Origin of the sequence: Mycobacterium sp., assembly GCF_025933915.1 — a bacterium.
GTDB lineage: Bacteria > Actinomycetota > Actinomycetes > Mycobacteriales > Mycobacteriaceae > Mycobacterium.
Genome location: NZ_JAICZA010000063.1, coordinates 1 through 25,350 on the forward strand (window position 1 = coordinate 1; position 25,350 = coordinate 25,350).

The following is a 25,350-nucleotide window of genomic DNA, read 5'->3' on the forward strand; positions in this document are numbered from 1 at the left end:
CGCGAATTCGGCCCCGGCCAGCATCAGGCCCAGCATCAGCGCCTCGTTGTGCACACCGGCCACCAGATGCATGATCAGCAGCGGATTGGCCGCGCCCAGCCATAGAGCGCTGACCTCGGCGACGCCGCAGCGCCGGGCCAGCCGCGGTGTCGCCCACACGATCAGTCCGACGCCAAGCAGCTCCACCAGCCGATGACACAGCACGGCGGCGACGATGTTTTCGCCGGTGATCGCGGAAATACCGCGCCCCATCCACAAGAACAGCGGGCCGTAGGGCGCGGGCGTCTCGCGCCACAGGGTCGGCACGGACAGGGTGAAGATGTGGGACAGGCCCAGCCCCGAGGCCGGGCCGACCCGGTACGGGTCGAGCCCCTCCAGGGAGATCTGGCTCTGCGCCAAATAGGAGTAGACGTCCTTGCTGTACATCGGTGGCGCGATCAACAGCGGCAGCACCCACACGAGCAGGGTGCGGTCCAGGTCGCCGCGCGACATCCGCCGGCTGCCCAGCGCGAACCGGCCGAGCATCAGCCAGGCCAGCGCCATCATGACCGCGCCCGTCGTCGTCATCGTCAACGACACGGTCTGGATCCGGGACGGCAGGTTGAGCAACCGCACCCCGAACGTGGGGTCCTGCACGACCGGCCGGGCGCCGGCGCCCAGCGCGCCGATCGCCATCAGCACGGTGCCGGTGGCACCGAACAGGCGGGTGCGGCGAAGCGTGGTGAGCTCGGTATTGTTCAGCGGCGAACCCACCGTTTGCTCGTCGCCGTGCAGACTCGCGATCGACGAGCTCAGCGTGTGGTGGCGGGCTGCCATCAGAGCAGCGTAGCCGCCGGGCGCTGCGGGTCGCCGCGCGTGCTGCTGGTGTGACCAGTGCAACTCCAACACAGGCGACCCTTGGTAGACCGATCGCCGGAATTGCGTCACACTGGTGTTGTGAAAATCCGAACCAGCCTCGATGAGGCCGCCGGTGCCGGCGCGGCCGACGTCGCCGCTGCCACGGGTCTCACAGCGGATGGTCACACTCGCCGCGCCATCGTGCGTCTGCTGCTGGAATCCGGATCGATCACCGCCGGCGAGATCGGTGACCGGCTGGGCCTGGCCGCCGCCGGTGTGCGGCGCCACCTCGACGCCCTGGTGGAGGCGGGGGATGCCGAGTCCGCGGCCGCTGCGGCATGGCAGCAGGCGGGGCGCGGGCGTCCCGCCAAGCGGTACCGGTTGACCGCGGGCGGCCGGGCCAAGCTCGACCACGCCTACGACGACTTGGCGGCGGCGGCCATGCGGCAGCTGCGCGAGATCGGCGGTGAAGAGGCGGTGCAGGCGTTCGCCCGGCAACGGATCGACGCCATTTTGACCGACGTCTCCGCGGCCGACAGTGCGGCGGACGACGACGTCGAGGCGGCCGCGGAACGGATCGCCACCGCGCTCACCAAAGCCGGCTATGTCGCCAGCACCACGCAGGTCGGTGGGCCGATTCACGGTGTGCAGATCTGCCAGCATCACTGCCCGGTCTCCCACGTTGCCGAGGAATTCCCGGAGTTGTGCGAAGCCGAGCGGCAGGCGATGGCCGAGGTGCTGGGCACCCACGTGCAGCGGTTGGCGACCATCGTCAACGGCGACTGCGCGTGCACCACGCACGTGCCCCTGACCCAGGCATCAAACAAGGCGCCCAGCCCGCGCCGCGACACTACGAGCAGAGGAGCGTCACTATGACACTCAGCCCAGAAGCCACCAAGGCCGCGGTTGGCGCCGAGCCGTTGACCCAGGAAGAGGCGATTGCCTCGCTGGGCCGATACGAGTACGGGTGGGCCGACTCCGACGTCGCGGGTGCCAGCGCGAAGCGCGGGCTGTCCGAAGCGGTCGTCCGCGACATCTCGATGAAGAAGAGCGAGCCCCAGTGGATGCTGGAAGCCCGGCTGAAGGCGCTATCGACCTTCCTCAAGAAGCCGATGCCCACGTGGGGCTCGGACCTCGGCGGCATCGACTTCGACAACATCAAGTACTTCGTGCGCTCCACCGAGGCCCAGGCCCAGAGTTGGGAGGAGCTGCCCGAGGACATCCGCAACACCTACGACCGGTTGGGTATCCCGGAGGCCGAGAAGAATCGCTACGTCGCCGGTGTGGCGGCTCAGTACGAGTCCGAGGTGGTCTACCACAAGATCCGCGAGGACCTGGAGGCCCTGGGCGTGATCTTCGTCGACACCGACACCGGTCTGCGCGAGTACGAGGATTTGTTCAAGCAGTACTTCGCCACAGTGATCCCGGCCGGGGACAACAAGTTCTCGGCGCTGAACACCGCCGTGTGGAGCGGCGGGTCGTTCATCTACGTGCCGCCGGGCGTGCACGTCGACATCCCGCTGCAGGCCTATTTTCGGATCAACACCGAGAACATGGGCCAGTTCGAGCGGACGCTGATCATCGTCGACGAGGGCGCGTACGTGCACTATGTGGAGGGCTGCACCGCACCGGTGTACTCCTCGGCCTCGCTGCACTCGGCGGTGGTGGAGATCATCGTCAAGCCCGGTGGCCGATGCCGTTACACCACCATCCAAAACTGGTCCAACAACGTCTACAACCTGGTCACCAAGCGTGCGCGCGCCGAAGCCGGCGCCACCATGGAGTGGGTCGACGGCAACATCGGGTCCAAGGTGACCATGAAGTACCCCGCCGTCTGGATGACCGGAGAGCACGCCAAGGGCGAGGTGCTGTCGGTCGCGTTCGCCGGGGACGGCCAGCACCAGGATGCCGGTGCCAAGATGCTGCACCTGGCGCCGAACACTTCCAGCAACATCGTCTCGAAGTCGGTGGCCCGCGGGGGCGGCCGCACCTCGTACCGCGGTCTCGTTCAAATGAACAAGGGCGCCCACGGGTCCCGATCGAGCGTGAAATGCGATGCGCTGCTGGTGGATACGATCAGCCGCAGTGATACCTACCCCTACGTCGACATCCGCGAGGACGACGTAACGATGGGTCACGAGGCCACCGTGTCGAAGGTCAGCGAGAGCCAGCTGTTCTACCTGATGAGCCGCGGGCTGACCGAGGAAGAGGCGATGGCGATGGTGGTGCGCGGTTTTGTCGAGCCGATCGCCAAGGAATTGCCCATGGAGTACGCGCTGGAGCTCAACCGGCTGATCGAATTGCAGATGGAAGGCGCGGTCGGCTAGTGACGAATCTGACAGAAGCGGTTGAGGGTTCGGCCTTGGCCGCAGTCAACAAGGGCGAGGTCTTCTCCTCGTTCGACGTGGACGCGTTCGAGGTTCCGCACGGCCGCGACGAGATCTGGCGATTCACCCCGCTGCGACGGCTGCGCGGCCTGCACGACGGTTCGGCGCATGCCACCGGCAGGGCCGAGATCAGCGTCGGCGAACAACCCGGCCTGCGGGTCGAGACCGTCCGCCGTGGTGACGAGCGCCTCGGCCAGGGCGGTGTCCCGGCTGACCGTGTTGCGGCACAAGCGTTTTCGTCGTTTAACTCCGCAACGTTGGTCACCGTCGAGCGAGACACGCGCATCGCCGAGCCGGTCGGCATCACCGTTACCGGCCCCGGCGCGGGTGCGGTGGCGTACGGGCACCTGCAGATTCGTGTCAGCGAGCTCGCCGAGGCGGTCGTCGTCATCGACCACCGGGGCAGTGGAACCTTCGCCGACAACGTCGAGTTCATCGTCGACGACGCAGCCCGGCTCACCGTGGTGTGGCTCGCCGACTGGGCCGACGACGCCGTGCATGTCAGCATGCACCACGCCAAGCTGGGCAAGGACGCGGTGCTGCGCCACGTCGCCGTCACGCTCGGCGGTGAGGTGGTGCGGATGACGGCCAACGTGCGGTATTCCGCACCCGGCGGGGACGCCGAACTGCTGGGCCTGTACTTCGCCGACGACGGCCAGCACCTCGAGTCGCGGCTACTCGTCGACCACGCGCAGCCGAACTGCAAGTCCTATGCGCTCTATAAGGGTGCATTGCAAGGAGATTCGGCGTCGCAGCGCCCGGATGCTCACACCGTCTGGGTCGGTGACGTGTTGATCCGGGCCGACGCCACCGGCACCGATACCTTCGAGGTGAACCGCAATCTGGTTCTGACCGATGGCGCGCGGGCCGACTCGATACCCAACTTGGAGATCGAGACCGGAGAGATCGTCGGCGCCGGACATGCCAGCGCCACCGGGCGTTTCGACGACGAGCAACTGTTCTACCTGCGTTCCCGCGGCATCCCGGAAGAGGAGGCACGCCGGCTGGTGATCCGCGGATTCTTCGGCGAGATCATCTCCAAGATCGCGGTGCCCGAGATACGGGAACGCCTCACCGCAGCCATCGAACACGAATTGGCCATTACCGAATCGAGAGCAACAGTTTCATGACGACCTTGGAAATCAAAGACCTGCACGTCAGCGTTGAGAACCCCAACGCCGCCGAGGGGGAACAGCAGATCCCTATCCTCAACGGCGTCGACTTGACGGTGAAATCCGGTGAGACGCATGCCCTGATGGGCCCCAACGGTTCGGGCAAGTCGACGTTGTCCTATGCGATCGCCGGCCACCCCAAGTACACGGTGACGTCGGGATCCATCACGCTGGACGGCGAGAACGTGCTGGAGATGAGCGTCGATCAGCGCGCGCGGGCCGGGATATTTCTGGCCATGCAATATCCCGTCGAGGTGCCGGGCGTCTCGGTGTCGAACTTCCTGCGTTCGGCGGTGACCACGATGCGTGGTGAGGCCCCGAAGCTGCGGCAGTGGGTCAAGGAGTTCAGGGGTGCGATGTCCGCACTCGAGATCGACCCGGCCTTCGCCGAGCGCAATGTGAACGAGGGATTCTCCGGCGGTGAGAAGAAGCGCCACGAGATCTTGCAACTCGAACTGCTCAAGCCCAAGATCGCCATCCTGGATGAAACCGACTCCGGGCTGGACGTCGATGCGCTGCGGGTGGTCAGCGACGGCGTGAACCGCTACGCCGAAACCGGCTGGGATGATGGCACCGGTCAGCGGGTGCGGGCCGGCGTACTGCTCATCACGCACTACACCCGCATCCTGCGCTACATCCATCCCGAATACGTGCACGTGTTCGTCGGCGGCCGCATCGCGGAATCCGGCGGGCCGGAACTGGCCGACGAACTCGAACAGAACGGCTACGAACGCTTTTCGCAAGCGGCGACCACCGGGGCGTAAGGATGTCAGCCCCCGTGACTCCGCTGGATGTGGCGGCGATCCGCGCCGACTTTCCGATCCTCAAGCGCGTCATGCGCGGTGGAAATCAGCTGGCGTACCTGGATTCCGGGGCGACGGCGCAGCGCCCGCTGCAGGTGCTCGACGCCGAGCGCGAATTTCTGCTCACCTCCAACGGCGGCGTGCATCGCGGCGCGCATCAGCTGATGGAGGAGGCCACCGACGCCTATGAGCAGGGCCGCGCCGACATCGCGGCGTTCGTCGGCGCCGACGCGCAAGAGCTGGTCTTCACCAAGAACGCCACCGAGGCGCTCAACCTGGTCTCCTATGTGCTGGGCGACGACCGGTTCGAACGTGCGCTCGGCCCCGGCGACGTCATCGTCATCACCGAACTCGAGCACCACGCCAACCTCGTCCCGTGGCAGGAGTTGGCCCGACGCACCGGGGCAACGCTGCGCTGGTATGGGGTCACCGAAGAGGGCCGCATCGACCTGGACTCGCTGCAACTCGACGAACGGGTCAAAGTCGTTGCCTTCAGCCACCATTCGAATGTCACCGGTGCGCTCGCACCCGTGGGTGAGCTGGTCTCCCGCGCCAAGGCGGTGGGTGCATTCACCGTCCTGGACGCCTGCCAGTCGGTGCCGCACCGGCCGGTCGACTTCCACGGACTCGACGTCGACTTCGCCGCCTTCTCCGGGCATAAAATGCTGGGCCCCAACGGGATCGGTGTGCTGTACGGACGCGGCGAGCTGCTGTCGGAGCTACCGCCGTTCCTCACCGGCGGTTCGATGATCGAGAACGTCACCATGGAAGCCTCCACCTACGCGCCGGTGCCGCAGCGTTTCGAGGCCGGTACCCCGATGACGTCCCAAGTGGTCGGGCTGGCCGCGGCCGCCCGCTATCTCAACGACATCGGCATGGACACCGTCGAGGCCCACGAGCGCGAACTGGTCACCGCCGCCATCGAGGGTCTGTCCGGTATCGACGGCGTGCGGATCATCGGGCCGACATCACTGGAAAACCGTGGCTCCCCGGTGGCATTCGTCGTCGACAGCGTGCACGCGCACGATGTCGGGCAGGTGCTCGACGACGACGGCGTCGCGGTGCGCGTCGGGCACCACTGCGCGATGCCGCTACACCGCCGGTTCGGTCTGGCCGCCACCGCCCGAGCGTCGTTCGCGGTGTACAACACCCTCGACGAGGTCGAGCGTTTGGTGGCCGGCGTGCACCGCGCGCTGGATTTCTTCGTCGGCGATCGCAAGCGCGGCGAAGCCGGGCGCAGCGGGTCGCCGTCATGGGGTGGGAGAGACTGACCTTGCGCCTAGAGCAGATGTATCAGGACGTGATCCTCGATCACTACAAGCACCCGCAGCACCGGGGGCTGCGGGAGCCGTTCGGCGCCGAGGTGTTTCACGTCAACCCGGTCTGCGGTGACGAGATCACCCTGCGCGTCGCGTTGTCCGACGATGGCGAGACCATCGCCGACGTGTCGTATGACGGGCAGGGCTGCTCCATCAGCCAGGCGGCCACCTCGGTCCTCACCGAGCAGGTGATCGGCCAAAGTGTCGGCGACGCGCTCAAGACCATCACCGCGTTCAACGAAATGGTGTCCTCGCGGGGAACCATCGACGGCGACGAGGATGTCCTGGGTGATGGCGTCGCGTTCGCCGGAGTGGCCAAGTACCCGGCGCGGGTGAAGTGCGCGCTGCTGGGATGGTTGGCATGTAAGGATGCGTTGGCTCGCGCCAGCGCGGCTAAAGATGTACTGGCCCAGGTCAGTCAAGCCCTCGAGGAGGTTACAGATGAGCGAAACCACCACACCGCATGACGAGTTGCTGGCCGAAGTCGCGGAGGCGATGCATGATGTCATCGACCCCGAGCTCGGTATCAACGTCATGGATCTGGGCCTGGTGTATGGCCTAGAGGTTGAGCACGGCGAGATGGGCCCGGTGGCCTTGCTCGACATGACGCTTACGTCGGCGGCCTGCCCGCTGCAAGACGTCATCGCAGACCAGTCGCAGAACGCGGTGGTCGGTGCCGGTTTGGTCGACGAGCTGCGGATCAATTGGGTGTGGAATCCGCCGTGGGGCCCGGACAAGATCACCGATGACGGGCGTGAGCAACTGCGCGCCCTCGGCTTCACGGTCTGAATCCGGCTTTTCGCACCGGTGCCGGCTAGGCGTCGACGCGAAGGCTCACACCGGAGCGCACCCATCATCTCTGCGCAGAACGGAGATGGCGCCTTTGGCTTCGAAGATTGCGAGATTGATGTGTTCCGCGTTGGGGTGCCCGTGGAGCCGTAAGACGGCCTCCAAGTCGGCGGGGGTCAATCCACACTGACGGAGGCTGCGGCGGTCCACTTGTCCGTCGCGGATGAGCACTTTCAGAGGTGGGTCAATGAACCGCCGAATGCCCGGAACGAAGCGTAACCTTGCCAACACCGCATGGGTGACCAGGAGGCAGATAAGAGCCACGGTTGCGCTGAGCCACGACGTGTCACTGGCGGTGGCAGCCCTACCGACGATGGCTCCCGCAGCGACCGCGGCGATCCAGTCAAACGGCGCGAATTCCGCGAGCGTGCGCCGCTCCGTGAAGCGAAACAGCATCGCAGCCGTGAGGAACAGGGTCGAGGTTTTGACGGCGGCGCCGACGGCGCCGCCGGGGTCACCGATCAGAGCGTGAAATATCTGGTCCACGCGTGCCTCCGTTTCAGGGTTTCAGGGTTGAGCGTTCGCATCGTTCGGTTTGGTGGCGCGAGCTGATTGGCCACGTCGCACGGGCTTTCGGTAGTGAGCGTCGCCCGAACCTCTGCGAACTGTCATCACCCTCGACGGCCGTTCACCCGGGTGATGACTTTTCAAGCTGTGGCCATCGCTCCGATGCGCTGACGAGCGTGTCTCCGGGAGTGATCTGCGTTGTGCCACAAAGAATCCCGATGCTCAGCTCGGCGTGCCGAGCGGGCCGAACACCCGCCCGATCGGCTCGCGCTTGACCTTGCCTCAGTCACCCGGGTGAATGATCGGCTGGGGTGATGACGGTTCACCCCGCTGCGCGTCACGCTCAGTGATGAGCAGACGTGCAAAGGCCATCGCCTCGCTGGCCGGACATCACCGCCGTCATGAGAAATCACAGGAGAACCACGACATGCTCACCGGCTTCAAGGCCCAGAAGGTCGCGGCAACGCCCACCGACAGTGGGCCTCAGTCGATGTCAGTAAACGGCGCCCGTGTGGTGATGATCGAGCACTACGGAACCCTCGTCGGCGACGGCGCCGTTGCAAGCCGAAGCGCAAGCCCGCCGGTGAGCGAACCGATTGCCACTCCCTGGGGCATCGAACATCTCGATTTCGCTCTCGAGTGTCAGCTGGCGTTCCTCGACAACGGCTTTCGGTGCGCCCGGCCGGCGGCGGCGTATGTGGAATTCCACATGGTCGGCTACTGCAAACGTTTCGACTGCGACGAAAGCGGCAACGCGACCGGCTACGTGTGTGCCGGCCATCTCGATGCGTTGGAGTACACGGCCGAGTGCACCGTGCGGGAGTTGCGGCCGGCGACTCCCGCACGGTGGCTATCCCACCATGCCGTTCGATGCCCGACCTGCGACCGGTCGATCCGATGTGTCTCTGACATTCTGCAAGTCGTGGTGATGATCTAGTGGACACCGCGCCGGCGGTATCGTCAGGGCAGCACAGCGCAACCGCTTTGAGCCTCGTCAGCGGGGTTTCAAGTTCGCCGACTCGCCGAAGCCGTTCGACGCCAATCGGCTCGAATCCACGGAATGCCCTGTGTGGTACCTGGTTTCAACCAGCCAGCGTTCGGCGTCCAGGGCGGCCGCGCAGCCGCTGGCGGCCGCGGTGATGGCCTGCCGGTAGCGGCGGTCGACCAGGTCGCCGGCGGCGAAGACGCCGTCGACCGAGGTGTGGCTGACGCCGTCTCGGGTAAGGACATAACCGCGAGGATCGAGATCGAGCAGGCCCGCAAGCAGCTCGGAACGGGGGCGTTGCCCGACGGCCACGATCACTGCGGAAACCGGCAGCTCGCGCTCGACGCCGTTGCTGCGCTGCCGCAGCCGCAAACCGGTGACCCTCCGCTCACCTCGCACGGAGATGACCGACGTGTCGGTCAGCACGGTGACCTTGTCATGCGCGCGAACACGGGCGGTCGTGATCGCCGATGAGCGAAACGTGTCGCGGTGATGAATGATGGTGATGCTGTGCGCGATCCCGGTCAGGAAGAGCGCCTCTTCCATGGCGGCATCCCCTCCGCCGACGACCGCGACGTCCTTGTCGTGCAACAACAATCCTTCACCCTTGGCGGTGGTACTGATGCCTCGGCCTTGCAGCCTCTTTTCACCCGGGACCCCAAGCTCCCGCGGGGCCGACCCCATGGCGAGGATCACGGCGCGGGAATGCCAGACGCTCGCGGCCGCCGCCACGATCTTGATGTCACCGTCCAGCCGGAAACAGTCGACATCGTAGGGGTGCAGGCGGGCGCCGAACCGTTCGGCCTGGGCGCCCATGTCTTGCACCAGAAGTGGTCCGCTGGTGCCCTCGGCGAAGCCGGGATAGTTCTCGACGACCGTGGTGGTCATCAGGGACCCGCCGCGCGACGTGCCCTCGATCAGCACGGTGTCGAGTTGCGCTCGCGCCGCATAGATCGCCGCAGTGCAGCCTGCCGGTCCCGATCCGACGATGATGATGTCGTGGACACGACTCGCCCGGATCTCCGGCATCGCGCTCACGACGTATTCGCGCTCGCATACCGGACGTGGGACTCAGCGCGCAATCGGTTGACCATGTCCGGGTAGTGCAATTCGAAGGCGGGCCGTTCGGAACGGATGCGGGGAAGTTCGGTGAAGTTGTGTCGCGGCGGCGGGCTGGTGGTGGCCCATTCCAACGAGTTGCCGTGTCCCCATGGATCATCGACAGTGGCCGGTTCGCCGTACCGCCAGCTCTTGAACACGTTCCACACGAACGGCAGCATCGACAAGCCGAGGATGAACGCCCCGATCGTCGAGACGACATTGAGCGGCTGGAAGCCATCGGTGGGTAGGTAGTCCGGATACCGTCGGGGCATGCCCATGTTGCCCAGCCAGTGCTGCACCAAAAATGTGGTGTGAAAGCCGATCAGGGTCAGCCAGAAATGCAGCTTGCCCAACCGCTCGTCGAGCAGCCGCCCGGTCATCTTCGGGAACCAGAAGTACACCCCGGCGTAGGTCGCGAACACGATCGTGCCGAACAGCACGTAGTGGAAGTGTGCCACCACGAAATAGGTGTCGGTGACGTGGAAGTCGATCGGAGGGCTGGCCAGCATCACTCCGGACAACCCGCCCAGCAGAAACGTGACCAAGAAGCCCATCGCGAACAGCATCGGGGTTTCGAAGGTCAGTTGGCCCTTCCACATGGTGCCGACCCAGTTGACGAACTTGATCCCGGTGGGGACGGCGATCAAGAACGTCGTGAACGAGAAGAACGGCAGCAGGACCGCACCGGTGGCATAGAGGTGATGCGCCCAGACCGCAATCGACAGCGCCCCGATGCTGATGGTGGCGTACACCATCGTGGAGTAGCCGAACAGTGGCTTGCGGGAAAAGACGGGGATGACCTCGGTGATAATGCCGAAAAACGGCAGCGCGATGATGTAGACCTCGGGGTGACCGAAGAACCAGAACAGGTGTTGCCACAACAGGACTCCGCCATTGGCCGCGTCGAAGATGTGCGCACCGAGGTGGCGGTCGGCGGCAGAGCCGAACAGCGCGGCCGTCAGCAGCGGGAACGCCACTATCACCATGATGCTGGTGACCAGGATGTTCCAGGTGAAGACCGGCAAGCGGAACATCGTCATACCTGGTGCCCGCAGGCAGACCACCGTGGTGATCATGTTGACCCCGCCCAGGATGGTGCCCAATCCACCGACGATCAGCCCCAGGATCCACAGATCGCCTCCGGCGCCCGGGGAATGGACGGCGCTGGAAAGCGGGGTGTAGGCGGTCCAGCCGAAATCCGCGGCGCCGCCGGGGGTGACGAATCCCGCCAGGGCGATCAACGCGCCAAACACGAAGAGCCAGAACGACAATGCGTTGAGCCGTGGAAAGGCGACATCGGGGGCGCCGATCTGCAAAGGCAGCACAAGATTGGCGAACCCGAATACGATCGGGGTGGCATAAAACAGCAGCATCACCGTGCCGTGCATGGTGAATAGCTGGTTGTACTGCTCGTTCGACAAAAACTGCAGCCCCGGTGCGGCCAGCTCGGTACGGATGAACAGCGCCATCAGCCCGCCGATGAAAAAGAAGGCGAAGCAGGCGACGATGTACATGATGCCGATCAGCTTGTGATCGGTCGTGGTGATCAGGCGGTAGATCAGGTTGCCCTTGGGCCCGATGCGCGCCGGGAACGCCCGGCGGGCGCGAAGCTCTCCCAACGGGGGTGCATGCGCGGACATGAGATCGGTCTCCTAATGCTGGATTTGTCTCCGCCCGGTCAGCGGCATCGGTGTCGGACGATCACGATCATCCATCGCGGTTCGCGCGCGTCGATGTCGATGTGACATCGCGAAAGCCGCGGCGGTGGGGCAACTTCCAGTCAGCCCGGATGTAGTGGCACGTATAGCCGGATGGGTAGCGCTCCAAATAGTCCTGGTGCTCAGGCTCCGCCTCCCAAAACTCGCCGGCCGCGGTCACCTCCGTGGCCACCTTGCCGGGCCACAGCCCCGACGCCTCGACGTCAGCGATCGTGTCGAAGGCGATCTGCTTCTGCTCGTCGTCCAGATAGAAGATCGCCGAGCGGTAGCTGGTTCCGACGTCGTTGCCCTGGCGGTTCTTGGTGGTCGGGTCGTGGATCTGGAAGAAGAACTCCAGCAGCGCCCGATAGTCGGTCTTGTCTGGGTCGTAGGTGATCTCGATCGCCTCGGCGTGGCCGGGATGGTTGCGATAGGTGGGGTGCGCGTTCTGGCCGCCGGTGTAGCCGACCCGGGTGGACACCACTCCGGGCTGCTTGCGGATGAGATCCTGAATGCCCCAAAAGCATCCACCCGCCAGAACCGCCACCTTGTCGTGGTGCGTCATGACTGCTGCTCGCTCACGATTCCCTCGTCGCGCCGCGTCGGATCCACGCTCGTGAACAGGCTCAGGTATTGCCCGTAGCCTTCGGCTTCGAGGTTGTCACGGTGGATGAAGCGCAGCGATGCCGAGTTGATGCAGTAGCGCAGGCCGCCGGCCTGGCGCGGGCCGTCGCTAAAGACGTGCCCGAGGTGGCTGTCGCCGTGGGCGGAACGCACCTCGGTGCGCTCCATGAAGTGGCTCCGGTCGCGCTTCTCGACGACGTTGTCGGTGTCGATGGGCTGGGTGAAACTGGGCCAGCCGGTGCCGCTCTCGAACTTGTCGACCGATGCGAACAGCGGCTCACCGGAGACGACGTCGACGTAGATGCCGGGTTCCTTGTTGGCCCAGTACTCGCCGCTGAACGGACGCTCGGTCCCGCTCTCCTGGGTGACGTGGTACTGCTCGGGGTTCAACGCATCGATCGCGGCCGGGTTTTTGTTGTATTCGTTTGACACGGACGTTCCTTCGCTGAGTGGATGGTTATTTGGATAGCGCGCCGGAACTTCTAGTTGCGGCCGGCCATGATGCCGCCGTCGACGTTGAGGATTGCGCCGGTGACCCAACTGGCCGCGTCGGACAGCAGATAGGTGACGGCGTTGGCGACGTCGACGGGGGTGCCCACCCGCCCTAGCGGATGAAGCGGTGCGAAAGTCGCGAGGGTGGCGTCGATCTCGTCCTTCGGAATAAACCCTTCATAGAGCGGGGTCTTGACGACGGCCGGTGCCACCGCGTTCACGCGAATGTTATGCCCCGCAAGCTCGATCGCAAGATTGTGCGTTAACGCATGCAGGCCCGCCTTTTGCATCGAATACACAGACGACGGGGTCAAACCGATGGCCTGGTGCGCCCACATGCTGCCGATGTTGACGATGGAGCCGCCTTTGCCGTTGGCGATCATTCCCTCAACGACGGTCTGGGTCAGGAAAAACAGGGCATAGTTGAGCTCCATGTACGAGTCATAGGTCAGCGCGTCGTACTCGAGAAATGCTTTGGGGACGAAGAATCCGGCGGCGTTGACCAGCAGTGTCGCGTCGTCGTGCTGCTCAGCAAGCGCGCGCTGCACATCCGAGACGGCAGCGCGATCGGTCAGCTCGGCGGCAATGCCCCAGGCCTGGCCACGGCGGTTCGTCAGCTCAGCGACGGTATCGTCGACCCGGTCTTTGGAGCGTCCGACGATCACCGCGCTGCCGCCGTGGTCGACGACGTCAAGTGCGACCTGCCGACCCATGCCGGCACTTCCGCCCACAACAATGACCTTCTTGGTGTCGAAATGCATTTCGGGTCCCTTCCTGGTTGTCCCTGACGGCTCCGGCTTGGGCCGCCGACGTCTAAAATGCGAGCGAGGGCCCGACGTTGCTGCCCGCTTCCCGTCCTAATGAGGCTGCAACGTCGCGGGGTGACCTGGCATCACCCCAACCGCCCGTTCACCCGGGTGATTGATGCGGAGTTGCGCGCCGCGAATAGCCGGCACGTAGCCGCCGGAGCCTGCGCCGAGCACGATGAGGTCATAGTGGTCGGGCAGTCTGGCGGTGTCATGTTGGCTTCTTTTGCTGTGCGACAAGTGGTTTCGGCGGGCGAGGCGATCCCTCCGGATCGGCCTCTCCGCGCCGGCCGTCAACGACCGCCACAGCATCGCGGTGGCGTAGGACGCATCAGCGAAGAGTGTCAGTTTGACTTGGCGGCGCCCGCCCGTTGGCGGGTTGCGTCGATCGCATCCGCCAGCAGCCACAGTGCTAGACCTAGGAGCGCGATGTCCTTCATCAAAAACTCGCCGTCGGCGGACAAAACGGGAAAGCCGCCGGCGGACGCCTCGCCGGTGCCGGGGGTCGTGATCATGAAACTCAGCGTGGTCACGAAGAACAGCGAGGCGAATATGCCGCCCACCACGGAAGCCTTCGGGTACCACGGTTTGACGGCCAGCAGTGCTGCAGTAACCAATTCTATTGATCCGTTGAACCGACCAAAGGCGTCGATGGATATAACGTTGTAGAGCCAACCCATGAGGGGGCTATTGGCCACCCAATGTGAAATACCGTGGGCTTCATAGGTAGTGAACTTCATAGCGCCGAACCAGGCCAGGACTATGGCCAGACCATACCGTGGAAGAAGAGGCGCGACGGCAGCCGTTCGAGACGTTCCTGGCCCATCAGTCATCATGGCGGTGGCCTCATTTTGTGACATGCCGTCTCCGTTCCGCGTGTGTGTCGTTTCACCGCATGGCCGCTGCCGAACTCGAACTGTCTTGGTTGGCGGCGCACTTGGTCGAGGGCGTGATCCGGGCGGCTTACGGCCGCGAGCTCAGATCAACGACCACTATCTCTGCGTAGGGGGTGAGTTGTCCTCATCCGGGCGCGCAATTCACCCGGGTGAGAGGACGCAACCGGCACCGGCGCACGACGATGCGCTTCCGGTCGAGTTCATCGCGCACAAGCCGGCTCCGGTAGGTCTAGGTCGGCCTTCGTCAGGCGGTAGACCTGGAGCGTGAGGTTGTAGTACTTGTCGGTTTCGCCGACCCATTCCATCCCAATTCGCCGGGCGGTAGCCACCCCACGGCGATTCTCCGGTCGCACGACCGCAAAGACCTCACTGATACCGGGGTTTTCGAATGCCTGATGGGCAACCGCGTGACCGGCTTCCGCGCCGTATCCGTAGCCCCAGGCATTCGGAGACAGCTGCCACCCGATTTCCAGATCCGTGCCGCCCGGCGGCAGAGGAAGCAGGGCCACGCCCCCGATCACGCCTCCGGAGCTTTTGTCGATGATCGCCCATCGACCCAACGGCAGCCCGGTCGGGTCGCTTTCGGCTATCCACCCGCCCAGGACGCGTCGCATTTCGGCCCCATCGACGATGGCGGGCAAGGCCGGACACAGCCAACGCGCCACTTCGGGCGCACCGTATATGGCATATGCGGCGAGATCGTCATCGAGCTGCCACGGCCGCAACACCAGCCGGGGTGTCGTGATGTGCCGCGTGGCGGCGTCCCATTCGACGTGGTGATGCTCAACCATTCCGGCCCCTCGCGTTGTCGTGTATGGTGCCCAAAAGTTGCGGGCGTCTGCGCCGATCAGTCAGTTCTCGTTGTGTTGCTGTGTATCTGGTGTTTCACCCCTGATGGCCGCGACGGTCTCCGCGTCCTCCAGAACCACCTCGTTGGCGGCGCGCAGCACTGCGCGCACGTCGCCGGCGGGTATCACCGCAGCGCCTGAGGCGTCGGCGAAGACATAGTCGCCAGGGCGGACCGCCACCCCTGCGACCACCACCGGACGGTTCGCCTCGTACGGGGTGACGACGTCGCCGCCCGCCCGCGTTGTCTCGCCGCGGCAATAGATGGCGAGGTCGTAGTGCTCGAGTTCGGCGAAGTCGCGCAGCCTCCCGTCCGCGAGAATGCCGGCGAGCCGCTGGTTTTGGACACGCGACAGCTTTGTCCCGCCGCCCAGCGACGCATCGCTGTAGCCGTTGCTGGCCAGGACCAGCACGCGCCCGTCGGCGCCGCCTTCGATGGCGTCGTAGAACAACCTCTTGAAGTTGTAGCGCTCGGGCGGGAGGGCGGCCCGGCACGCCGGGAAGTAGGAGATGGTCAGGGCGGGGCCGAAGAGCCGGCGACCGGGCGTCGGGCTCACCACGTCGAGGAGGTGACAACGATGTTGGTGCCGTCGCCCCATGGCGTCCACGATGTCGGCGGTGCGCACGCGACCGGCGAGCGCCTCGAGCGACTCCATCAGCGGGCCGGGACACGCCAGGACTGGGCGCCGCGGAAGTCGAGCCACACATCGGTGGGCGTTTGCACCAGCCGGGCCAGCACGTCTTCGCAGCCCGGGCAGCGCACCACGATGCCGGGCCCGCGGTTATAGACATGACTCTCGGCGAAGGCCGTGGCGTGGCAACATTTCCCGCAGGTGAGCATCGCGGTGGTGACATCGAATCCCAGGACTTCCGCGAAGGCGCCCGCGGCCGCGTTACCGTCGACGTGTGTTGGCTCGGTCATCATTCCTCGTTTCCGGATTAGTTGCTCGGCCCGAATCGCTCGGTCCGGATGGCTGACGGCTGATGCCCCTGCTCGATCAGCGTCGCTGTCACCGATTCCACGAATCCCGTTGGGCCGCAGACATAGACGCGTGCGCCATGCTCGGGGATCGGCGCGAGGTCGCCGTAGCCGACCCGGCCGGGCGGCCGGGTGGTCTCCGGCGCGGCCGTACGGGTGTAGACCAGCGCGACCTGAAGCCAATCACATTCGCGCTCGAGCCGGTCCAGCTCGTGGGCGTAGTAGACGTCGGCCGGACTGCGCACCGAGTAGACCAGCCGGAAGTCAGCGCTGCCCGCGACTATCCGTTGCCGCAGCATGGCCATCAACGGCACGATTCCCGATCCGCCGCCGACGAGTAGAACCTGAGTCTTTTCGCCCGGCCGCCAGACGAACCAGCCACCGATGGGTCCGCGCAGTTCGATCTCGTCGCCGGCAGTGAGTCCGATGAGATAGGGCGAGACCTCTCCGTCGACGATCCGCTGCACGGTGAGTTCGATGTGCTCACCGTCGGCCGGTCTGCCCAGTGAGTAGCTGCGTTGCGCGCTGTACCCGTCCTCGGCGGTCAGCTTGAGATCGATGTGCTGGCCTGCCAAGTGGCCGCCCCATCCGGGCACGGTCAGCCCGATCGTTTGTGCAGATCCGGTCTCGGGTTGAGAGTTCACCACACGCGCGACCCGCCACTGCAGCGTCGGTGTGACGTGGACATTCACAGTCGCCGTCAGTCCCCGGCGTAGCGCTGTTCTCGCCACGGGTCGCCGTAGTTGTGGTAGCCCAACCGTTCCCAGAATCCCGGTGCGTCGCTGTCGCGAAGCTCAATGGATCTCACCCACTTCGCGGACTTCCAGAAATACAGGTGCGGCACCAGCAGCCGTGCCGGGCCGCCGTGCGCCGGGCTGAGCGGTGCGCCGCCGTAGGCGTAGACGATCCACGCCTTGCCACCGAGAAGGTCGTGCAGCGGGAGGTTGGTGGTATAGCCGCCATAGGAACCGACCAGTGCGAATCCGGCAGCGGTGTCGGTCGATTCGAAGAGTGTGTCCAGAGAAACGCCCTCCCACATGGTATTCAGCTTGGACCACGTGGTGACGCAGTGGATGTCGACAGTGGGCTGCTCGCTGGGCAACAGCTTCAGCTCGGCCCAGGTCCACGCGTGTTCGGCGCCACGTTCGTCGCGAATGGTGAACCGCCAGTGATCGAGATCGATGCGCGGAGTGGGCCCTGCCTGCAGGACAGGGAAGTCCGCGGTCAGATGCTGACCGGGCGGCAGCGTGCGCGATGACTCGGCGCGGCGTCCGCGAAAGCCCTTGTTGACGACGCTCACTGGTGCTCCTTGTGGGGATCTGGGGGACCGGGATAGGACCCGAGCAGTTGCCGCCAGGATGCTGCGAAGTTGGCGACGCCGTCATCTTCGAGCACCCTGACAACGTCCTCGAGCTCCACGCCGGCTGCGCTGATGTCGTCGAGCCCCGCTCGGGCGTCGGCGGCCGTCCCGGTGATGGAGTCGCCGCTGACCACACCGTGATCAGCGAGTGCCTCCAACGTTTTTTCCGGGATCGTGCTGACAGTGTGTGGTGCGACCAGCTCGGTGATGTACATGGTGTCGGGATAAGAGGGGTTTTTTACCCCGGTCGAGGCCCACAAAGGGCGCTGCACATGGGCCCCGTCGTGGCTGAGCGCGGCGTAGCGGTGTCCGGCGTGGAACACCTCCTGGTATGCGGCATAGGCGAGCCGGGCGGTGGCGATTCCGGCACGTCCGCGCAGGGCCATGGCTGCCTCGGTGCCGATTGTCTCCAGCCGCCGGTCGATCTCGGTGTCGATGCGGGAGACGAACAGGGAGGCCACGGAATGGATGTGGGCGAGGTCTTTGCCGGCGCGTTGCGCGGCCTCCAGCCCGGCAAGGTAGGCGTTCATCACCGCACGATGGCGCTCGACCGAGAAGATAAGGGTCACATTGACTGAAATGCCTTCGGCCACAGTGGCGGTGATCGCGGACATACCCGCTGACGTCGCGGGAATTTTGACGAACAGGTTCGGGCGATCCACGATCTTCCACAGCTCGATGGCTTGACTGACCGTCTCCTCGGCGTCGTGGGCTACCCGCGGGTCGACCTCGATCGAAACCCGTCCGTCGACGCCGGCGGAGGCTTCCCACTGCGGGCGCAGGACGTCGCATGCTTGCCGGACGTCGTCGGTGATGACGGTGCGGATCGCCGATTCGGCGTCGGCACCGCGTTCGGCCAGTTCGGTGATCTGCCGATCGTAGGCATGGCCGTGTGAGATCGCCCGCTGGAAGATCGAGGGGTTGGTGGTGACGCCGACGACGCTCCTGGTGTCGATCAGCTGCTGCAGGTTGCCCGATACCAGACGGTCGCGGGACAGGTCGTCCAGCCAAACGGACACGCCGGCCGCCGACAGCGCGGTCAGGGTGGGGTCTTGCGTCATTGGACCGCGCACTCTTGTCGGCGACGGCGGCGTGGGGTTCGGCCGGTGATCAGCAAGGCGGCGAACGCGATCACCGGCCAGTACGCGCCGGCCAGCATGCGCCGATCCCGTGCCGTCAAGCAAAAGCGGCGTGCAGTTTGCGTCACACGTCCTCCGTTGTCAGGCGTTCGCAGAGCGCTGTTTTCACGACCGCGCGTGCAAGCCGGTTGATGCGGAACTCATTCCGCCAGGTCGATGGCCGGGCTGTGTATCGGCACCTGCCGGGCGGTGTTCTGAGCGTGGCCCGAACGCGGTACTGCTGTCATCACCCTCCGCCACCATTCACCCGGGTGATAATGCTCGAGCCGCACGACTCCAGGACCATTCGACGGTGTGCGAGTTATTGCGGCACAAAGCGCAACTCCGCGGCGCCGAAGGACACACCGAAGCGGTCGCACCACAGAATGACGCTGCCGACTCCGCCGGTGTCGACATCGTCGGGTATCGCGTAGTTGGCGTTGCCCCGGTTGGCGCGCAGGGGGCCGAGATCTATGTGATTGCTGCGACCAAACTTTCGAGATCGGCTACCGCCGTTGGTCACTCGTGCGTCACTTAGCCAGACGCGCAGCTGCGGTCCCAAAGTGGCATGAAGATTCTCCAGCCGCAGAATCCGTAACCCATCAGGCAAGGTCGCTAGCCGCGCGGTACCGCTGGTTCGGTGAATGTGGCTGGTGAATTCTCCTGACTGGGTGGTCTGCGCTCCAGGCGGCGGCATCTCATCGATTGTGGTCCTGATGAACAACTTCCACGGTGCCAGCCACCATAGGGCCACCGGCATTGCGCCGAGGACAAACGCCGCCCGGGCCACGCGACGCGGCGCGAACCGCCGCCTCGCGTCAGTCCAGATCATGGTGAGCTATCAGCCGGCGGGCCGCCTCGGTGATCGAGCCCGACAGCGACGGATAGATGGCGAGCGTCTGCGCCAGCTCGTTGACGGTGATGCGGTTCTGCACGGCCACCGCGATCGGCAGGATCAGCTCGGAGGCGATCGGGGCGACCACCACACCGCCGATCACCACGCCGGTGGCTTGTTGGCAGAAGAGCTTGACGAAGCCGTGGCGCAGCTCCGACATCTTGGCGCGCGCATTGGTTTCCAGTGGCAGCATGATGGTCCGGGCCAGCACCGAGCCGTCGTCGATCGCCGTCTGCGGAACCCCGACAGCGGCGATCTCGGGCCTGGTGAACACCGTCGCCGCCACCGTGCGCAGCCGGATCGGGTTGACGGCCTCGCCCAGCGCGTGATACATCGCGATGCGGCCCTGCATCGCGGCGACCGAGGCCAGCGGCAACAGGCCGGTGCAATCCCCGGCGGCGTAGATGCCGGGCACCGATGTCCGCGACACCCGGTCCACGGTCAGGTGATTGCCGCGGCCCAGCTCGATGCCCACCCGCTCCAGGCCCAGGCCGCCGGTGTTGGGCTCCGACCCGATGGTCATCAGTGCGTGGCTGCCCTCGACGGTGCGGCCGTCGGTCATCGTCACCACCACTCCGCCCGCACTGCGGACAACCGATTGCGCGCGTGCGTTTTTGACCAGTTTGACGCCGCGTTCGGCGAACGACTCCTCCAGCACCCACGCGGCGTCGGCGTCCTCGTAGGGCAGCACCCGGTCCCGGCTGGCCACGACGGTCACCGTGACACCGAGTTCGGTGTAGGCGTGCACGAACTCGGCGCCGGTGACCCCCGACCCGACGACGATGAGGTGGTTTGGCAGCACGGCCAGGTCGTAAAGCTGGCGCCAGGTCAGGATGCGCTCGTCGTCGGGCTGCGCCGACGGCAGGATCCGCGGGCTGGCGCCGGTCGCGATCAGCACGACGTCGGCGTCTCGCCTCGTCGTGGTGCCGTCGGGTGCGGTCACCTTGATGCGGTGGCGCGCAAGCCCGGGAGTCGCGTCGATTAACTCACCGCGACCGGCGATCAGCTCGACGCCCATGCTGAGCAGGTCGGCGGTGATGTCGGCGGACTGCGCGGCCGCCAAGGTCTTGACCCGCTGGTGGATTTCGGGCAACGAGATCTCCGCGTCGGCGATATCGATGTCCAGCCCCAGCGGCGCGCGGCGCAGTTCGGTGCGCAGCCCGGTGGAGGCGATGAACGTCTTTGACGGCACGCAGTCGCACAGCACGGCCGCACCGCCGATACCGTCGGCGTCCACGACGCTCACCTGCGCGACCTCAGGCCCTCGGGCGGCGGCGACCAGTGCCGCCTCGTAACCGGCCGGGCCACCGCCGAGGATCACAATGTGGGTCGGCACAGCTCAAACCTCACCAACCGGCCGGACGACAGGTCATCAAAGACGCCATCCCCCACCGGCGTTGGTGTCTTCATCGCCGATGATATGAATGGCGGCTTCCTCAGCCGACGCGGCGCCACCGTCAACGCCGACGTCGTAGGCAAGGTAATCCGTAGCCGGATCCGTAGGGTCGACGTCGAAGGCGACGAGCCGGCCTGCGCGCCTGCCGCCGACCTGATCGTCGATCGGCTCGCCATCGCTGTCGGCGCTATCACCGATTCCGTCGCCGTCCCACTGGTCGGTCACGTCGGGCAGCTCGCGGGCCAGCCGGCGCGCCAGACTTTCGTGGGTGCGAGCTTCCCTCGCGGTGAGACCCCACGCCCGCAATTCCTGCGGGCTTTCCGGAGGTGAGTAGCCTTCGTCCAGGTCGATGCCCGTCTGTTCAGAGTCCACGCTTTCTTCTGGCTCGAGCAGGTGGGCCCCGACATCGTCGAATTCAGAAATCCCCATCAGCGCCGTCTCCATTCCTTATCTGCAAGGTCACACTCGCGCAGCGAAGTCGCGCGCCGGCTTGGTGGTTGTCTCAACCGAGCGCCTCGACAAGGTCGCGGCAGGCTTGTTCACAGCGACGGCATACCTCGGCGCACACGCGGCAATGCTCGTGTTTCGCCGCATGCTTGTCGCACTCGTCTGCGCTTGTCTTACAGGCGGTGGCGCACGTTTGCAGCACGGTCCTGGTCAAGTTGGCGTCGTAGTCCGTGTGCCGGGATAGCACGCGGCCGGTTGTCGCGCAGACATCCGCGCAGTCAAGGCAGGTACGGATGCATTTGGTTAAGTGATTGACGTCGTCTTCACTGAGGCAGGCGTCGGCACACGCTGTGCACGCTTGGTCGCATTCAATACAGGCGTCGATACATGCGACCAGCTTGGCTCTATCGATCTGGCCTAGATCTCGTGGATAGGTCTCCAGCATTCTCTTGGCGGCGCTCACTGTGTCCTCCTGGTATGGCGAGCTTGTCTCACACAACAGAACACGGCTGCGCGGGTGTAGACGCTAAGAGCATGGCGCGCAAAAGGGTGAACTGTCTTCGCCCGCCTCCGTTACTCACCCGGGTGATAAACGACGTGACGAATCGATCACCACCGACGGAGCATGGTCGGTCGAATCATGCACCTAAGCCGTCTCGAACTGCTGCAGACGAAGGACGGCGAGCATCATGCGCAGTTGCGGCTCCTCTGGGCTACCGGCGTAGCCATTCAGCCAGCCGGTCAGCTTTGACAGTATCGCCACCGGCAACGCCGTCCGCGTTGACAGGAGGGCGGTGAGGATGCGTTTGATCACGAGATAACTTTCCCCGCAGCCTAATTCGACGAAAACAACAGTGCGCTCATAGCCGGTGAGACACGAATTCACCCCGTCGACCAGTAACCACGCCATGTCCTCGTCGGAGATACTCGACGGCTCAACCGTGGGGTGCGATTGTGCCCGCGAACCACGACTTGGGAAGCTCCGTGTCCTCGATGACACTAATCGGGCCCGAGGCCTCCTAGCGGCAGTAAGCATGTCCTGGTCCCCTTCCCGGTTTCCCTGGCCCCCGCTGGGCCACTGCTCTTCTGTGAGGGTGCCGCCGTGTGGGATGAATCGTCATCACCCCCAGCGTGTGTACACCCGGGTGGTTAATCAACGGTGTTCTCAGACAAGGCGATTCGTGACCAGGCACATCTTCCGCACCGCCCGGGCAGGCGACCTACAACAGGCCGAGTTCTCGCGCCCGGCTGACCGCCGCGCCGCGGTGCTCAACGCCCAGCTTGCGGTAGACGGCGCGCTGGTGGGTCTTCACGGTATTGAGCGAGACGTAGAGCCGCTCACCGATCTCACGTCGCGATAAGCGGGTGGCAAGCAGGCGAAGAACCTCAAGCTCCTTGGGGGTCAGCTCCTCACCGACCGCGCACCCCTCGTTGCGCGAAGTAACCGCGACGCCCGTGCTCCGCTCGGCCGAAGCGAGCAGCGTCGAGGCGATGGAAGCCTCCGGGCACCCGCGCACCAGCGTGTCGACCTCCTCGAGGACGGCCTTCGCGGCCTGGTGGTCGCCGAGATCCGCGAAGATCTCCGCTCTGACCAACAGTGCCTTGGCCACCTCGAGGATCGCTCCACCTTGGCGGGCCGACATGACGGCCATGTCGGCGGCGGCCGCCGCCGCAGTCGCATCACCGCGCCTGGCGAGAAGTTCGGCCGTGGCAAGCGACACCATCACGTCCACGAGGTGTTCCGCATCCGCCAGGTCTCGGGAGCTGCCCGAAGCCTCGCGGATCTGACGCTCGGCGTCTGCGAGCTGACGACGTTCGGCCGAAATCAGCGCCAGATAGCCCAACGCGTAAATCCGGGCTCGACGATCGCCCACCTTCTCGGCAAGCTGCACCGCCCGCTTGAAGGCGGCTTGCGCCTCGGGGGTGCTGCCCGAAAAGTACAGCGCGCACCCATAAACGCAAAAGGCGCTCGATAGGCCGTGCGGTGCTTCGCCGAAATCGAGGGCGATCGCCCGGCCTGCTGTCTCGAGCGCCGCGGCGACGTCAGCGGTCTTGAACGAGTGAACCGCGCGCAACACGGCGACTTGAGCGCTGATGGCGCGGCCATCTGCGGTGTCGGCCGCGGATCGGGCCTCGACTGCCTCGATCCACTCGGCGGCGTCATCGAGCTGACCGACGCTTAAGGCGATCCAGGCCCGGGCCGCGCTCAGCCGCGGATCCTGTAAAACGGTCTCCTCGGGAAGCAGATCGAGGTAGCCGGAGATGGTCGACAGGCCACCGCCGTTGAATTCGCCGACCCAGTCCGCGGCGATCAGGTCAGCGCTACGCGCGATGTCACCCGCAGCGAGCAGGTGGCGCACCGCCTCATCGATAAGGCCCTCGGACTCGAACCACGCCGCGGCTCGGCGGTGCAGGTCGGCGACGAGATCCGGCTCGGTGCGGCGCAGCTCGGTGCGCAGCAACTCCCCGAAGAGCTGGTGATAGCGATACCAGTGACGCGACGTGTCCAGTGGCACCACAAACAGGTTTTCGCGCTCGATCTTCTGCAAGACCGAAGCCGAGCCAGACGTTTGCAGCACCGCGTCGCACAGCGCACCGTTGAGTCGTCCCAGGACCGACGTACGTAGCAAAAAGCTGCGCAGGGGCTCTGGCTGGCCCTCGAGCACCTCGGCCATCAAGTAGTCGACGATATGACGGTTATCGCCTGCGAATGTCCTGATGAACGTGGCGGTATCAGCACGCCCGGCAAGCGACAGGGCGGCAAGGTAGAGACCGGCGGCCCACCCTTCGGTGCGTCGGTGCAACAGGTGAATATCTGTGGGGGCCAAGCCCAACCCGAGGACATCGTTCAGCAGATGGTCCGCCTCAATCGGCCCGAAACGTAAATCGTCGGTTCGCACCTCGGCAAGCCCGCCGCTGGCCCTCAACCGAGCCAACGGCAACATCGGATCGGATCGGGTGGCCAACACCAGGTGAAGATTCGCCGGCATTCGGCTGATAAAGAACCCAAGCTGCTCGTGCACCGCCCGCCGTAGCACCAGGTGGTAGTCATCCAGAATGAGCACGACTGGGCTAGCGAGTGTGTCCAGGTCATTCAACAGGGTCGGCAAAACGACCTGCACTGGGTCGGCACCCATCGCTAGGAGTTCGACCGCGCGAATCCCCACCCCGGGACCGACCTGCTGCAGCGCGGCGACCACGTACATCCAAAACCACACCGGGTCGTTGTCGGAAGGGTCAAGCGACAGCCAGCTGAACCGCTCATCCTCACCCGCACCCAAAGCCCACTGCGCCAGCAATGTCGTCTTGCCCCAGCCCGCCGGGGCACTCAGTAGGGTCAGCTTGCGGGTACGCCCCGCCGACAGCGCGTCCAGCAGGGCGGCCCGGTGAACCAGCTGCGCCCCGATGGCCGGGACGTGCAGCTTGGTAGCGAGCAGGACTGCTCGCGCAGCGGCTTCTCCGACGCCGTTGTCGTTGCGCCCAGCTGAGCCGCTCATGTCCGAACTCCGCGAATATGTCGAATCCAGCAGCCGGGCGGGAAAAGTCGGCGTTGACGCGTCCTGGGTGGACGCCCTCTCGGCATCCCAGTTTGTCCTTGCGGGGCCGCCCGGGCTCGTTCTGCTCGGTAATCGCGGCGACTCTATTGAATCAGATGCGTTGTCCGGAAATGCCGCGGGCGCACGCTGGCGGTGCCCGTTTGGGCTGGCGGACCCGCGTCCCGCCAAGGACTCAATGGTTGTCTCGTGAGCCGCGCTCACGCTGTGCCCGCTCACCGTATTTCTCCTCTTTCCCATCGATGGGATGACTCCTGCAAGTCATCACACCGCGGCGCGC

The 25,350-nt window shown here is 65.3% G+C and carries 28 protein-coding genes; 8 read left to right on the forward strand and 20 right to left on the reverse strand.

The genetic code is table 11. The features are described 5' to 3' along the window. On the reverse strand, positions 1 to 816 hold an 816-nt coding region (gene mptB / locus Q0W90_RS12185; protein ID WP_297774689.1), incomplete at its 3' end, for a polyprenol phosphomannose-dependent alpha 1,6 mannosyltransferase MptB. A 57-nt stretch (positions 817 to 873) separates the two neighbouring features. Between mptB and Q0W90_RS12190 the strand changes: the two genes are divergently transcribed. Genes Q0W90_RS12190 through Q0W90_RS12220 form a run of 7 tightly spaced genes read left to right on the forward strand, consistent with a single transcriptional unit; the run spans position 874 to position 7,307 of the window. Beyond that, complete coding sequence (locus Q0W90_RS12190) at positions 874 to 1,713, forward strand: metalloregulator ArsR/SmtB family transcription factor (protein ID WP_297697575.1); 840 nt, start codon at positions 874 to 876, stop codon at positions 1,711 to 1,713. After that, positions 1,710 to 3,164 carry a Fe-S cluster assembly protein SufB gene (sufB, locus tag Q0W90_RS12195; protein WP_297697573.1) on the forward strand — a complete coding sequence of 485 codons (1,455 nt, stop codon included), beginning with the start codon at positions 1,710 to 1,712 and terminating at the stop codon, positions 3,162 to 3,164. The genes Q0W90_RS12190 and sufB overlap by 4 nt, the downstream gene beginning before the upstream one ends. Continuing rightward, positions 3,164 to 4,354, forward strand: coding sequence for a Fe-S cluster assembly protein SufD (sufD, locus tag Q0W90_RS12200; protein ID WP_297697571.1), 1,191 nt, complete (start codon positions 3,164 to 3,166; stop codon positions 4,352 to 4,354). The genes sufB and sufD overlap by 1 nt, the downstream gene beginning before the upstream one ends. Continuing rightward, positions 4,351 to 5,160 carry a Fe-S cluster assembly ATPase SufC gene (gene sufC / locus Q0W90_RS12205; protein ID WP_297601318.1) on the forward strand — a complete coding sequence of 270 codons (810 nt, stop codon included), beginning with the start codon at positions 4,351 to 4,353 and terminating at the stop codon, positions 5,158 to 5,160. The genes sufD and sufC overlap by 4 nt, the downstream gene beginning before the upstream one ends. Before the next feature lie 2 nt (positions 5,161 to 5,162). Further along, positions 5,163 to 6,470 carry a cysteine desulfurase gene (locus Q0W90_RS12210; protein ID WP_297697568.1) on the forward strand — a complete coding sequence of 436 codons (1,308 nt, stop codon included), beginning with the start codon at positions 5,163 to 5,165 and terminating at the stop codon, positions 6,468 to 6,470. Next, positions 6,467 to 6,985 carry a Fe-S cluster assembly sulfur transfer protein SufU gene (sufU, locus tag Q0W90_RS12215; protein ID WP_297601331.1) on the forward strand — a complete coding sequence of 173 codons (519 nt, stop codon included), beginning with the start codon at positions 6,467 to 6,469 and terminating at the stop codon, positions 6,983 to 6,985. The genes Q0W90_RS12210 and sufU overlap by 4 nt, the downstream gene beginning before the upstream one ends. Then, positions 6,960 to 7,307 carry a metal-sulfur cluster assembly factor gene (locus tag Q0W90_RS12220; protein WP_297601313.1) on the forward strand — a complete coding sequence of 116 codons (348 nt, stop codon included), beginning with the start codon at positions 6,960 to 6,962 and terminating at the stop codon, positions 7,305 to 7,307. Before sufU ends, Q0W90_RS12220 begins: the two co-directional genes overlap by 26 nt. A gap of 45 nt (positions 7,308 to 7,352) precedes the next feature. Here Q0W90_RS12220 and Q0W90_RS12225 read toward each other — a convergent pair whose 3' ends face one another. Next, a complete protein-coding gene (locus tag Q0W90_RS12225) occupies positions 7,353 to 7,853 on the reverse strand; it encodes a YetF domain-containing protein (RefSeq protein ID WP_297601310.1) in 501 nt (166 codons plus the stop codon). A gap of 370 nt (positions 7,854 to 8,223) precedes the next feature. Here Q0W90_RS12225 and Q0W90_RS12230 point away from each other — a divergent pair, with 370 nt between their 5' ends. Next, positions 8,224 to 8,811 (forward strand): hypothetical protein, encoded by a 588-nt coding sequence (locus Q0W90_RS12230; RefSeq protein WP_297601307.1) that lies wholly within the window; start codon positions 8,224 to 8,226, stop codon positions 8,809 to 8,811. Between the two features lie 57 nt (positions 8,812 to 8,868). On the opposite strand, the gene Q0W90_RS12235 is transcribed toward Q0W90_RS12230, so the two are convergent. From Q0W90_RS12235 to Q0W90_RS12320, 18 genes are all read right to left on the reverse strand, one after another. Then, the gene (locus Q0W90_RS12235; protein WP_297697606.1) at positions 8,869 to 9,888 is read right to left on the reverse strand and encodes an FAD-dependent oxidoreductase; all 1,020 of its coding nucleotides are present in this window, start codon (positions 9,886 to 9,888) and stop codon (positions 8,869 to 8,871) included. 5 nt (positions 9,889 to 9,893) lie between these two features. Continuing rightward, positions 9,894 to 11,600 carry a cytochrome c oxidase subunit I gene (ctaD, locus tag Q0W90_RS12240; protein WP_297774693.1) on the reverse strand — a complete coding sequence of 569 codons (1,707 nt, stop codon included), beginning with the start codon at positions 11,598 to 11,600 and terminating at the stop codon, positions 9,894 to 9,896. A gap of 67 nt (positions 11,601 to 11,667) precedes the next feature. Continuing rightward, positions 11,668 to 12,222, reverse strand: a complete 555-nt coding sequence (msrA, locus tag Q0W90_RS12245) for a peptide-methionine (S)-S-oxide reductase MsrA (RefSeq protein ID WP_297598700.1) — start codon at positions 12,220 to 12,222, stop codon at positions 11,668 to 11,670. After that, positions 12,219 to 12,713: a peptide-methionine (R)-S-oxide reductase MsrB gene (gene msrB, locus Q0W90_RS12250; RefSeq protein WP_297774696.1), complete on the reverse strand. Its 495-nt coding sequence runs from the start codon at positions 12,711 to 12,713 to the stop codon at positions 12,219 to 12,221. The genes msrA and msrB overlap by 4 nt, the downstream gene beginning before the upstream one ends. Positions 12,714 to 12,763: 50 nt before the next feature. Beyond that, positions 12,764 to 13,534: an SDR family oxidoreductase gene (locus Q0W90_RS12255; RefSeq protein WP_297598709.1), complete on the reverse strand. Its 771-nt coding sequence runs from the start codon at positions 13,532 to 13,534 to the stop codon at positions 12,764 to 12,766. A gap of 389 nt (positions 13,535 to 13,923) precedes the next feature. After that, the gene (locus Q0W90_RS12260; protein ID WP_297598711.1) at positions 13,924 to 14,439 is read right to left on the reverse strand and encodes a DUF417 family protein; all 516 of its coding nucleotides are present in this window, start codon (positions 14,437 to 14,439) and stop codon (positions 13,924 to 13,926) included. A 236-nt stretch (positions 14,440 to 14,675) separates the two neighbouring features. Continuing rightward, a complete protein-coding gene (locus Q0W90_RS12265) occupies positions 14,676 to 15,266 on the reverse strand; it encodes a GNAT family N-acetyltransferase (protein WP_297598713.1) in 591 nt (196 codons plus the stop codon). Between the two features lie 60 nt (positions 15,267 to 15,326). Then, a complete protein-coding gene (locus Q0W90_RS12270; RefSeq protein ID WP_297774699.1) occupies positions 15,327 to 15,977 on the reverse strand; it encodes an RraA family protein in 651 nt (216 codons plus the stop codon). Further along, on the reverse strand, positions 15,977 to 16,246 hold the full coding sequence (locus tag Q0W90_RS12275; RefSeq protein ID WP_297598717.1) for a DUF6510 family protein: 270 nt from the start codon (positions 16,244 to 16,246) through the stop codon (positions 15,977 to 15,979). The genes Q0W90_RS12270 and Q0W90_RS12275 overlap by 1 nt, the downstream gene beginning before the upstream one ends. Positions 16,247 to 16,260: 14 nt before the next feature. Continuing rightward, positions 16,261 to 16,992: a ferredoxin reductase gene (locus Q0W90_RS12280; RefSeq protein WP_297598719.1), complete on the reverse strand. Its 732-nt coding sequence runs from the start codon at positions 16,990 to 16,992 to the stop codon at positions 16,261 to 16,263. Positions 16,993 to 17,000: 8 nt separating this feature from the next. After that, positions 17,001 to 17,600 (reverse strand): sulfite oxidase-like oxidoreductase, encoded by a 600-nt coding sequence (locus Q0W90_RS12285; protein WP_297598721.1) that lies wholly within the window; start codon positions 17,598 to 17,600, stop codon positions 17,001 to 17,003. After that, complete coding sequence (gene tal, locus Q0W90_RS12290; RefSeq protein ID WP_297598722.1) at positions 17,597 to 18,721, reverse strand: transaldolase; 1,125 nt, start codon at positions 18,719 to 18,721, stop codon at positions 17,597 to 17,599. Before tal ends, Q0W90_RS12285 begins: the two co-directional genes overlap by 4 nt. A 379-nt stretch (positions 18,722 to 19,100) precedes the next feature. Next, positions 19,101 to 19,538, reverse strand: coding sequence for a DM13 domain-containing protein (locus Q0W90_RS12295; RefSeq protein WP_297598724.1), 438 nt, complete (start codon positions 19,536 to 19,538; stop codon positions 19,101 to 19,103). Positions 19,539 to 19,596: 58 nt separating this feature from the next. Further along, a complete protein-coding gene (locus Q0W90_RS12300; RefSeq protein WP_297697563.1) occupies positions 19,597 to 21,009 on the reverse strand; it encodes an NAD(P)H-quinone dehydrogenase in 1,413 nt (470 codons plus the stop codon). 36 nt (positions 21,010 to 21,045) lie between these two features. Continuing rightward, on the reverse strand, positions 21,046 to 21,513 hold the full coding sequence (locus Q0W90_RS12305) for a DUF5709 domain-containing protein (protein WP_297598728.1): 468 nt from the start codon (positions 21,511 to 21,513) through the stop codon (positions 21,046 to 21,048). A 58-nt stretch (positions 21,514 to 21,571) separates the two neighbouring features. Continuing rightward, complete coding sequence (locus tag Q0W90_RS12310; RefSeq protein WP_297598740.1) at positions 21,572 to 21,961, reverse strand: four-helix bundle copper-binding protein; 390 nt, start codon at positions 21,959 to 21,961, stop codon at positions 21,572 to 21,574. 201 nt (positions 21,962 to 22,162) lie between these two features. Further along, positions 22,163 to 22,426 (reverse strand): tryptophanase, encoded by a 264-nt coding sequence (locus Q0W90_RS12315; protein ID WP_297774703.1) that lies wholly within the window; start codon positions 22,424 to 22,426, stop codon positions 22,163 to 22,165. 310 nt (positions 22,427 to 22,736) lie between these two features. Further along, the gene (locus Q0W90_RS12320; RefSeq protein ID WP_297598732.1) at positions 22,737 to 25,013 is read right to left on the reverse strand and encodes a LuxR C-terminal-related transcriptional regulator; all 2,277 of its coding nucleotides are present in this window, start codon (positions 25,011 to 25,013) and stop codon (positions 22,737 to 22,739) included. Between the last annotated feature and the right edge of the window lie 337 nt (positions 25,014 to 25,350).